8 protein-coding genes, 1 rRNA gene and 2 other annotated features are annotated in these 10,525 nt (G+C 42.7%); of the genes, 8 read left to right on the top strand and 1 reads right to left on the bottom strand.

Going from position 1 to position 10,525, the window contains the following annotated elements:
- Nucleotides 1-143 precede the first annotated feature (143 nt).
- Nucleotides 144-505, top strand: a sequence feature (23S ribosomal RNA rRNA prediction is too short).
- Nucleotides 506-514: 9 nt separating this feature from the next.
- Nucleotides 515-1,387, top strand: a sequence feature (23S ribosomal RNA rRNA prediction is too short).
- A gap of 229 nt (nt 1,388-1,616) precedes the next feature.
- From rrf to hisC, 8 genes are all read left to right on the top strand, one after another.
- Nucleotides 1,617-1,731 (top strand): 5S ribosomal RNA (gene rrf, locus F890_RS13610).
- A 198-nt stretch (nt 1,732-1,929) separates the two neighbouring features.
- The gene (locus tag F890_RS13605) at nt 1,930-3,381 is read left to right on the top strand and encodes an RNA polymerase factor sigma-54 (protein ID WP_005262613.1); all 1,452 of its coding nucleotides are present in this window, start codon (nt 1,930-1,932) and stop codon (nt 3,379-3,381) included.
- 184 nt (nt 3,382-3,565) lie between these two features.
- Complete coding sequence (gene hpf / locus F890_RS13600) at nt 3,566-3,898, top strand: ribosome hibernation-promoting factor, HPF/YfiA family (protein WP_004730744.1); 333 nt, start codon at nt 3,566-3,568, stop codon at nt 3,896-3,898.
- Nucleotides 3,899-4,031: 133 nt separating this feature from the next.
- Nucleotides 4,032-4,283: a BolA family iron metabolism protein IbaG gene (gene ibaG / locus F890_RS13595; RefSeq protein WP_005267411.1), complete on the top strand. Its 252-nt coding sequence runs from the start codon at nt 4,032-4,034 to the stop codon at nt 4,281-4,283.
- A gap of 7 nt (nt 4,284-4,290) precedes the next feature.
- Nucleotides 4,291-5,547: a UDP-N-acetylglucosamine 1-carboxyvinyltransferase gene (gene murA, locus F890_RS13590; RefSeq protein ID WP_005262612.1), complete on the top strand. Its 1,257-nt coding sequence runs from the start codon at nt 4,291-4,293 to the stop codon at nt 5,545-5,547.
- A complete protein-coding gene (gene hisG / locus F890_RS13585; RefSeq protein ID WP_004646025.1) occupies nt 5,547-6,248 on the top strand; it encodes an ATP phosphoribosyltransferase in 702 nt (233 codons plus the stop codon). The genes murA and hisG overlap by 1 nt, the downstream gene beginning before the upstream one ends.
- Nucleotides 6,249-6,434: 186 nt before the next feature.
- Nucleotides 6,435-7,739 (top strand): histidinol dehydrogenase, encoded by a 1,305-nt coding sequence (gene hisD, locus F890_RS13580; RefSeq protein ID WP_005104910.1) that lies wholly within the window; start codon nt 6,435-6,437, stop codon nt 7,737-7,739.
- Between the two features lie 148 nt (nt 7,740-7,887).
- Entirely contained in the window at nt 7,888-8,976 is a 1,089-nt protein-coding gene (gene hisC, locus F890_RS13575) for a histidinol-phosphate transaminase (RefSeq protein ID WP_005104909.1), read from the top strand.
- 109 nt (nt 8,977-9,085) lie between these two features.
- Here the strand turns inward: hisC and F890_RS13570 are convergent, their stop codons facing one another.
- Nucleotides 9,086-10,417, bottom strand: coding sequence for an anthranilate synthase component I family protein (locus tag F890_RS13570; protein ID WP_005104908.1), 1,332 nt, complete (start codon nt 10,415-10,417; stop codon nt 9,086-9,088).
- Nucleotides 10,418-10,525: the final 108 nt, after the last annotated feature.

Below are 10,525 nucleotides of genomic sequence, written 5' to 3'. Positions count from 1 at the left end.
CTCTATGCTGAGAACTGATAGCAAGCTGTACTTGTACAGTGAAGTGGCTGATACCATGCTTCCAGGAAAAGTCTCTAAGCTTCAGTTACACAGGAATCGTACCCGAAACCGACACAGGTGGTCAGGTCGAGTAGACCAAAGCGCTTGAGAGAACTCTGCTGAAGGAACTAGGCAAAATGGTACCGTAACTTCGGGAGAAGGTACGCTGTTGTCTGTGATAGGACTTGCTCCTTGAGCGGGCGACAGCCTCAGAAACCAGGCCCCTGCAACTGTTTATTAAAAACATAGCACTCTGCAAACACGAAAGTGGACGTATAGGGTGTGATGCCTGCCCGGTGCTGGAAGGTTAATTGATGGGGTTAGCGTAAGCGAAGCTCTTGATCGAAGCCCCAGTAAACGGCGGCCGTAACTATAACGGTCCTAAGGTAGCGAAATTCCTTGTCGGGTAAGTTCCGACCTGCACGAATGGCATAATGATGGGGGCGCTGTCTCCAGCAGAGACTCAGTGAAATCGAATTCGCCGTGAAGATGCGGTGTACCCGCGGCTAGACGGAAAGACCCCGTGAACCTTTACTGCAGCTTGACATTGAACTTTGATCTTACTTGTGTAGGATAGGTGGGAGGCTTTGAAGTCGCGACGCTAGTTGCGATGGAGCCGTCCTTGAAATACCACCCTGGTAATATTGAGGTTCTAACTCTGTCCCGTTATCCGGGACGAGGACCATGTCTGGTGGGTAGTTTGACTGGGGCGGTCTCCTCCTAAAGAGTAACGGAGGAGTACGAAGGTGCGCTCAGCGTGGTCGGAAATCACGCGTAGAGTATAAAGGCAAAAGCGCGCTTAACTGCGAGACCCACAAGTCGAGCAGGTACGAAAGTAGGTCTTAGTGATCCGGTGGTTCTGTATGGAAGGGCCATCGCTCAACGGATAAAAGGTACTCTGGGGATAACAGGCTGATACCGCCCAAGAGTTCATATCGACGGCGGTGTTTGGCACCTCGATGTCGGCTCATCTCATCCTGGGGCTGAAGCAGGTCCCAAGGGTATGGCTGTTCGCCATTTAAAGAGGTACGCGAGCTGGGTTTAGAACGTCGTGAGACAGTTCGGTCCCTATCTACCGTGGGCGTTGGAAATTTGAGAGGATCTGCTCCTAGTACGAGAGGACCAGAGTGGACGAACCTCTGGTGTACCGGTTGTCACGCCAGTGGCATCGCCGGGTAGCTATGTTCGGAAGGGATAACCGCTGAAAGCATCTAAGCGGGAAGCCTACCTCAAGATAAGATTTCCCCGAGACTTTATGTCTCCTAAAGAGCCGTTGAAGACTACGACGTTGATAGGTTGGATGTGGAAGCATAGTGATATGTGAAGCTGACCAATACTAATTGCTCGTGAGGCTTGACTATACAACACCCAAACAGTTGTATATAAAGCATCAATTGATTTCATATTGATCTAACGATCAGACGAAGCCTTGATTTAGTTAAGCTAATCGAACAAACTACTGCAACTCAGATATATCTGTTAATGAACGATGTTCAAAGCACTGCTTTGAACAGAGTGCAAGATTTGAAGAAAGCTAAGGCAACCATAAGACCTCAGTAAGTAATCATACCAGTTGTGCTGGCGACCATAGCAAGAGTGAACCACCTGATCCCTTCCCGAACTCAGAAGTGAAACCTCTTAGCGCTGATGGTAGTGTGGGGTTACCCATGTGAGAGTAAGTCATCGCCAGCTCATTATTCGAAAACACCCTCAAGCCAAGGCTTGGGGGTGTTTTTTTATGCGAAAAATTAAGTATTTAAACAATTATTAGTCGCGAAAGACTAGAAATTTAAAATCCAATTTGTATGTTTTTTGGTAAATCTATGTTATAAAAAATAAAACGGCATAAAAATTGCTTATAAAACGGGATTTTCTATTAAGGGGGTAACAATGAGATTATCAGTGGGCATAAAAATTGCGAACTCGCTGTCATTAACTCCACAATTACAGCAAGCAATTCGGCTATTACAACTTTCAAGTCTGGAATTGGAGCAAGAAGTTCAATTGCAACTTGATAGTAATCCTCTATTAGAAAAAGTTGAAGAGCAAATTACCCTGGAAAGCTTATCTACAATTGAATCAAATAATGAAAATCACGATCTAACCAATGAACTTAATGCCGATCATCTGCCTGATGACTTACCTGTAGATACCGATTGGGATGATGTCTATACCCATCAACCTACAAGTCTGGGGGCAGCCGAGTTCGAAGAGCGTGAAGATAATCGTCAAGGGCATCAGAGCCTGCAAGAATATATGCTAGAACAAATTAATCTGCTGAATTTTTCACAGGTTGATAAATTAATCGCTTATTGCATAGTCGATTCTTTGGACGACAAAGGTTTTTTAGATGCTGAGTTGAGTGAAATTACTGCATCAGTACAACATTTACTCTCTTCTATGGGGTCTGAAGAAGAAATTGAAGATGATGAGGTTGCCGTTGTATTAAAGCATATCCAGCGTTTGGATCCGGTAGGTGTAGGTTCTAGAAGCTTGGCAGAATGCCTATTGGTTCAACTTGATAATTTACCTGCGTCAACCCCTTGCCGAAATGATGCGATCAAACTTCTGCAACATTATGAATTGTTGATTACCAATGAGCTTCCTAAGCTGATCAAACAGACTGGCTTAAATCCAGAACAGTTGCGCTGTGCCGTAGATTTGCTAAAAACCTTAAAACCGCATCCAGGTCTGGAATTTGAAAACAAGGAATCGGATTATCAGGTGCCAGATGTTGTGGTGATGAAAAAGAATAACTGCTGGCAAGTCAATTTAAACTCGGATGTACTGCCAAAGTTACGCGTCAATTCTTTTTATGCCAAAATGATTCGTCGTGCAGATCAAAGCGATGATAATCAGTACCTGCGTAATCAGATGCTGGAAGCGAAGAACTTTATCAAAAGTATCGATGAACGGCATAAAACCTTATTGAAAGTCGCGACTTGTATTGTAGAACATCAAAAAATGTTCTTGGAAATTGGGGCGGAAGGCATGAAACCTCTGGTTTTAAGAGATATTGCCGAAGAAGTCGAATTGCATGAATCTACAGTTTCTCGTGTAACCACCAATAAATATATGCTGACCCCACGTGGATTGTTCGAGTTGAAATATTTCTTCTCGAGTCATGTCGGGACTACTTCAGGTGGTGAAGCATCTTCTACTGCTATTCGTGCCAAAATCAAAAAACTGATTTCCGAAGAAAATGCCCGTAAGCCTCTGTCTGATAATGCACTTGCCAATATGTTAAAAGATGAAGGCATTGATGTGGCACGACGTACGGTGGCGAAATATCGTGAATCGTTACATATTCCTTCATCTTCTGAACGAAAAGTCTTGATCTAAAATTTGAAATCTGGCTATTCTAGAGATTCATTATGACAGCATAATGAATCTTTTTTTCTTTTGAGGAGCAGTAAAATGATTTGATCCAGGACTTAAAATACGGATATTTTATTTATAAGTTGCTGTATTTAAATTATTTTATATTGTGACTCTTCTAATCCTAACGAAGGTGAGGGATAGAACTATGCAAATAACAATTCGTGGACATCATTTATCGATTACGCCAGCTATTGAAGAAAGTATAAAAACCAAGTTTTCACAGATGACGAAGCACCTAGATCAGGTGAATAGTATGCAAGTGAAACTCTCGAAAGATCATCAAATTGATAAACGCTCTAGAAAGGGCAGTAGTAATCATATCGCAGAGGCTATTATCCGATTACCGGGCATTGAATTTTTTGCTCACGCCACCGCAGATGATATGTATACCTCAATTAAAATATTGACCGAAAAATTGAAACGGCAGATTGATCGATACCGGGAAATGCATTTACAGCAGCATCCTTTAGCCCTATAAAGGACAAATGATGAAAAAGAGGTTTTAAAAGCCTCTTTTTTTTATATATATAATGTATGGATCCATGAATTATTTTTGCTATTTATAGTAAAATGGCTCGTTTTACACCCTTAGTCCTATAAGAGGTCTTGTGATGAATAATGAACAGCTCGCTGAAATTTTAGAAGCCGCTTTTCCAGAGGCGGATGTTGCTGTGAGTGGTCAGGGCGGAAAATTTGATCTCCGTATTGTGGATGATCAATTTGAAGGTAAGCGTCCAGTTGCACGCCAACAAGCTGTTTATGCTCCTCTCAATGCCCATATTGCCAGTGGTGCAGTTCACGCAGTAACGATTCGCGCGATGACAAAAGAAGAATGGCGCAAAGTAAGCTTATTTGGAGCTTAATCATTTAATGGATAAATTTTTAATTCAGGGCGGTATCAAGCTCGAAGGTGAAGTGCGCATTTCTGGTGCAAAGAACGCAGCACTTCCATTATTGGCAGCAATGATTCTTGCTGATACCCCGATTACGCTGAGAAATGTTCCTAATCTAAAAGATGTCAATACGTTGGTGAAGCTGATTGCTGGTCTTGGGATCACCATGACTTATGAAGGCGATACGGTTGTTGCTGATACGTCTACATTAGATAACCAGTTCGCACCGTATGAGCTCGTAAAAACTATGCGTGCTTCTATTTTGGTGCTTGGTCCATTATTGGCGCGTTATGGTAGTGCAAAAGTGTCTTTGCCAGGCGGTTGTGCGATTGGTTCCCGTCCTGTGGATCAGCACTTAAAAGCTTTAGAAGCTTTAGGCGCCGAGATTGAAGTGGAAGCCGGTTATGTACATGCCAAAGTCGATGGTCGCCTGAAAGGTGGCGAAGTCGTTTTTGATATGGTGACTGTAGGTGGAACAGAAAATATTCTGATGGCTGCCGTGTTGGCCGATGGTGTGACCACGATTCGCAATGCAGCACGTGAACCTGAGATCACTGATCTTGCGCAAATGCTGATCAAGATGGGTGCCAAGATTGAAGGTCTGGATACTGATACTTTAATCGTGACTGGTGTCGAAAGTCTGCATGGTTGTGAATATGCGGTTGTTGCTGACCGGATTGAAACCGGTTCATATCTGGCAGCGGCAGCGATCACTGGCGGTCGTATCAAAACCACGCATACCGATCCGTCCCTGATGGAAGCGGTGCTGGACAAGTTTGAAGAAATGGGCGCAGAAGTGACCCGTGGTGACGACTGGATTGAACTGGATATGCTGGGTAAACGTCCGAAAGCTGTCAGTTTCCAGACTCTACCGCATCCGGAATTTCCAACCGATATGCAAGCCCAGATTATGGCTGTGAATGCCATTGCTCAAGGCTTTGCAACAATTTCTGAAACGATTTTTGAAAACCGTTTCATGCATGTTCCTGAATTGGCACGTATGGGCGCCAATATTCAGGTTGAAGGTAATGATGCTGTGGTAACGGGTGTAGAAAAACTTTCAGCTGCACCCGTAATGGCAACAGATTTACGTGCTTCGTTCTCTTTGGTGTTGGCAGCACTTGCCGCTGAAGGTGAAACGCTGATTGACCGCATTTATCATATTGACCGCGGTTATGAAGATGTAGAAGCAAAGTTACAAAGTTTAGGTGCCCAAATTAAGCGAGTAAATTAATGAGCGATATGAGAAACGATGATCCAAACTTTGACGTAATGGGCAATTTTGATCATGGTTTAACTTTGGCATTAAGTAAGGGGCGTATCTTAAAAGAGACTTTACCTTTGCTAGAAACAGCAGGGATTAATCTTTTAGAAGATCCTGATAAGTCTCGTAAACTGATTTTCCCGACCACGCATAAACAGGTTCGTATCTTAATTTTACGTGCTTCAGATGTACCGACTTATGTTGAAAATGGTGCAGCCGATATTGGTGTGGCCGGTAAAGATGTATTGATGGAACATGGCGCGCAAAATGTCTATGAACCATTGGATCTGAAAATTGCGGTATGTAAATTGATGACCGCCGGTAAGGTGGGGATGCAACGTCCTAAAGGTCGCTTAAAAATTGCGACCAAGTACGTGAATTTGACCCGTCAATACTATGCCAGCTTGGGTGAGCAGGTTGATGTGATCAAGCTGTATGGCTCCATGGAACTTGCACCACTGGTTGGTCTGGGCGATTACATTGTTGACGTCGTAGATACAGGCAATACTTTGCGTGCCAATGGCTTAGAGCCACTTGAAGAAATCTGTAAAGTGTCTTCACGTTTAATCGTAAACAAAGCTAGCTTCAAGCGTAAGCAAGCGTTGTTAAATCCGATTCTGGCACAGCTTGAAAAAGCAGTAGAAGAACGTGAAAAGGCCAAACAGGCTTAAGCTTGCTATTTAAAAAAGCTGTCCTTTCAGGGCGGTTTTTTTATTCGATTGAACATAAATACGATGTAAATTCTTTCATCAATTTTACCAAAAGTTATTTCCAATAAAACTCATAGGGCTAGAGCACTATAGCTGCCGACAAAAGTCTGGAAAACAGGTAAACTAAAGCCTTCGAATTCAAACCTGATGGGTAAATTGATGCGACGTTTATCGACCCAAGATCAAAACTTCAAGCAAGCATTTGCTGACTTGTTGGCTTTTGAAACTGTTAATGATCCTGAACTTTTAAAAACTGTAGATCAAATTATTGCTGATGTTCGTCAGTATGGTGATGCTCAAGTTCTTAAACTCACTCAACAGTTCGATCGACATCCGGCGCATCAATTTTCAGATCTAGAGTTAAGCCAAGAACAACTACAAGCTGCCTTTGAGGGGCTAACGACTGAGGTACGCGAAGCTTTAGAGCTTGCTGCAGCACGCGTGCGTGAGTTTCACCAGGTACAAAAACAGGATGGTTGGACCTATGTGGATGCCTTGGGCAATACGCTAGGTCAAAAAGTGACCCCACTGGATCGTGTGGGAATCTATGTACCCGGTGGTTTGGCGTCTTATCCATCTTCTGTGTTGATGAATGCGGTGCCTGCACATGTGGCGGGTGTGCCGGAAATTATTATGGTAGTGCCTGCGCCGAATGGTGATTTAAATCCATTGGTATTGGCGGCTGCATATCTGGCAGGTGTAACGCGTGTCTTTACGATTGGTGGCGCGCAAGCAGTTGCGGCATTGGCTTATGGTACCGAAACTGTCCCACCGGTTGATAAAATCACAGGTCCGGGGAACCGTTTTGTGGCGGCTGCGAAGCGAGCAGTATTTGGTCAAGTCGGGATTGATATGATTGCAGGGCCTTCTGAAATTCTGGTATATGCCGAAGGCCAAAATAATGCTGAATGGCTGGCGATGGATTTACTTTCGCAAGCTGAGCATGACACTGTGGCACAAGCCATTTTCATCACACCAGATGAACAGTTGCTAAATGCCGTTGAACAGGCGATTGAAATGCACTTGGCAACATTACCGAAGGCGGAAATTGCCCGTACTTCGATTGCCAATCGTGGTGCTTTAGTCTTGGTAAAAGACCGTCAAGAAGCGTCAGATTTGATTAATCAGGTAGCGCCTGAGCATTTGATGTTATGTTTAGATGATGCAGAAGCAATGTCTGATAGCATTCGTCATGCAGGTGCAATCTTTATGGGTCGTTATACGCCTGAAGCCATTGGTGATTACTGTGCCGGGCCAAACCATGTCTTGCCAACTTCAGGTACTGCGCGTTTTTCATCGCCACTTGGTGTCTATGATTTCCAGAAGCGTTCAAGTTTGATCATGTGCTCACAAGAAGGTGTAAAAACTTTAGCAAAAACTGCGGATATCTTGGCGCAACAAGAGAACTTGGATGCACATGCACAGTCAGCACGTTATCGTTATCAATCATAAATAGCATTACAACCTCTCCCTGACCCTCTCCTAAAAGGAGAGGAGAATTTAAACCACAAAAATCTTGTGTCTTTATTAATGAAAATTCCTCTCTTGCGCCATATATGGCTCAGGGAGAGGTTAGGAGAGGGTTTAAAGAGAATATAAAATGAATATCACAACAGAACAAATGCGTTTTTGGAGTCCTGAAGTACGTGAATTAGAACCGTATACCCCAGGCGAACAACCAAAAATCCAGAATATTTTAAAACTTAATACCAATGAAAATCCGTATCCACCATCACCCAAAGTGGTAGAAGCAGTTCAAAAGGTACTTGCGAATTCGGCGGATGTTTTGCGTCTGTATCCTGACCCGGATGCATCAGAGCTAAAACAGGCAATCGCTAAACAGCAACATGTACCTGTTGAAACCGTCTTTGTCGGCAATGGCTCAGATGAAGTTTTGGCACATATCTTTAAAGCATTTTTTGTTCAAGAACAGCCTGTCCTTTATCCAGACATTACTTATAGTTTCTATCCGGTTTATAGTCAGTTTTTTGGCGTCAAAACCAAAATCTTGCCACTCAATGATGACTTTGAAATTGTGGTAGATGACTATAAACAAGCTAATGGTGGCATTATTATCACTAACCCTAATGCACCGACCAGTATTGATCTGGGCTTAGCGGCGATTGAGGAAATTCTGCAAGCCAATCCGGATTCAGTGGTGGTGATTGATGAAGCCTATGTCGACTTCGGTGCCGAATCAGCAGTCAAGCTGGTTGAGAAATATGAAAATTTAGTCGTGTGTCAAACCACATCGAAGTCACGTTCTCTTGCAGGTCTGCGAGTAGGTTTCGCGATTGCCCAGCCACATTTGATTGTAGCACTTGAAGCAGTCAAAAACAGCTTTAACTCTTATCCGATGGACCGTTTTGCGATTGCTGCAGCGGTCGCTTCATTTGAAGATCAGGCCTACTTTGAAGCACAGAATCAGAAAGTTATCGTCAGTCGTGAAAAGTTGGTGTCTCAATTAAATGAGCTTGGTTTTAAAGTTTTACCATCGAGTGCCAACTTTATTTTTGCCTCATTGCCATCTACGGATGCAGGCGAGCTTGCAAGGGAGTTGCGTGAACGTGGCATTATCGTGCGTTATTTTAACAAGCCACGTATTAACCAGTTCTTAAGAATTACCATTGGTACAGATGAGCAAAATCAGCGTTTAGTCGATACGCTAAAAAATGAGATTTTGGTGTGATTAAAATCCCTCCTAGCTTCTCTTTGAAAAGGGAGGAGTTCCCTCTTTGAGTAAAGGAGGGTTAGGGTGGATTTGTAGAAAAAAGCGAATCAAATGATTCGCTTTTTATTTATTTAGGCTGATACCACGTATTTAACAGATCCAGCATCGCTGAAACTTTATCAAAACATTCTTGATATTCTGCATCACAATCCGAAGAAATGGTAATACCACCACCCGCCCATAAAGAAACATCTTCTTGATATTTTTGGATGGAACGAATCAGAATGTTCCAGGAACCGGTACCATCAAAATTAAAATAACCCATTGATCCACAATAAGCCCCACGTGCTGCACCTTCCAGTTCAGCAATAATCTGCATGGCACGAATTTTAGGTGCACCCGTAATTGAGCCACCTGGTAGGGCTGACATTAACACCTCGAAAGGATTGATATCTGCTTTTAAGGTCGCTTCAACTTCGCTCACCATATGGTGTACTTGATTAAAACTTTCGATATTAAATAATTTGGGTGTTTTAACCGAACCTGTTTCCGCATACACACTTAAATCATTACGTAATAAATCCACAATCATGACATTTTCTGCCTGATCTTTTTCCGATGCTTTTAATGTTTGTTTAGATTGTTCATCCAGCACTGGATCTGTATAGCGTGGCATGGTGCCTTTAATTGGTTTGGTGATAATTTTCCGATTTTTTTCGAAGTCAATAAATAACTCGGGTGAGCAGCTGAGTAATTCAAAATCACCAATACGTAAATAACCCGCATAGGGCGCTTCGGTTAATGTCCAGAATGCTTGGGCAGTGGCTAAGAGGGAGCCTTGGGCACGACCTTTAAATTCTTGGGTTAGATTAATCTGATAGCAGTCACCTGCAACAATATAGTCCTGAATTTTCTGAAAAGCCTGAGTATAGACAGATTTGGTCCAGCGTGAGGTACAAGGATTTTTTAAATGAAATGTCGGGTGAATTTTATCTTGATTAAGTAGGTTTTGAATATGATTGAAAATCTGTTCTGCCTGTGGATCATCACTATAGAACATCCAGCCATCAGGGGTTGGTCTAATGTAGGAAGAAAATTGACCAATAAATAAACCAGGTTGAGGACGATCTGGATACTGAATATATTGTTGAGCCGCATAATCGTAGCCGATAAAGCCAACATAGCCTCCATGAAAGCCATTCTCTTGAGGAGTTTTTAATGCATTAATCACTAAATTAAATTCAGATGGGCTGGGTTGATACTGTTCAATCCCTATTCTTTTAAAAGACTGAATTTGTGATGTCTGCGCAACAAAATATTCTTGAGCGCAGCAGGCAATAAAAGGCTGACCATTATTATTTAAATACACCAGATGATCTAATGTCTTCAATGCGGATAATAGATCTGCAACTAGATGTGATTCAAACTTTAAGGGACGATGATAGAGAGCTTCGGTCATTCAGTTATAGAGAGTTCAATATGACTCACTATTTTATATCAAGAAGTCAGGAAAATATTTTTAAATCATGAAATACCGTTTATCGGTAAGCGACAGATTGCGACCAAC

This window comes from Acinetobacter sp. CIP 64.7, from assembly GCF_000369745.1.
GTDB lineage: Bacteria > Pseudomonadota > Gammaproteobacteria > Pseudomonadales > Moraxellaceae > Acinetobacter > Acinetobacter fasciculus.
This window is presented reverse-complemented; position numbering and strand designations above follow the sequence as displayed.

What these genes read in the sequence shown, in the direction of transcription:
- hisG (WP_004646025.1), top strand. Translation starts at nt 5,547, where the DNA reads ATGAGCGATATGAGAAACGATGATCCAAACTTTGACGTAATGGGCAAT.
- hisC (WP_005104909.1), top strand. Translation starts at nt 7,888, where the DNA reads ATGAATATCACAACAGAACAAATGCGTTTTTGGAGTCCTGAAGTACGT.
- murA (WP_005262612.1), top strand. Translation starts at nt 4,291, where the DNA reads ATGGATAAATTTTTAATTCAGGGCGGTATCAAGCTCGAAGGTGAAGTG.
- hpf (WP_004730744.1), top strand. Translation starts at nt 3,566, where the DNA reads ATGCAAATAACAATTCGTGGACATCATTTATCGATTACGCCAGCTATT.
- F890_RS13570 (WP_005104908.1), bottom strand. Translation starts at nt 10,417, where the DNA reads ATGACCGAAGCTCTCTATCATCGTCCCTTAAAGTTTGAATCACATCTA.
- F890_RS13605 (WP_005262613.1), top strand. Translation starts at nt 1,930, where the DNA reads ATGAGATTATCAGTGGGCATAAAAATTGCGAACTCGCTGTCATTAACT.
- hisD (WP_005104910.1), top strand. Translation starts at nt 6,435, where the DNA reads ATGGGTAAATTGATGCGACGTTTATCGACCCAAGATCAAAACTTCAAG.
- ibaG (WP_005267411.1), top strand. Translation starts at nt 4,032, where the DNA reads ATGAATAATGAACAGCTCGCTGAAATTTTAGAAGCCGCTTTTCCAGAG.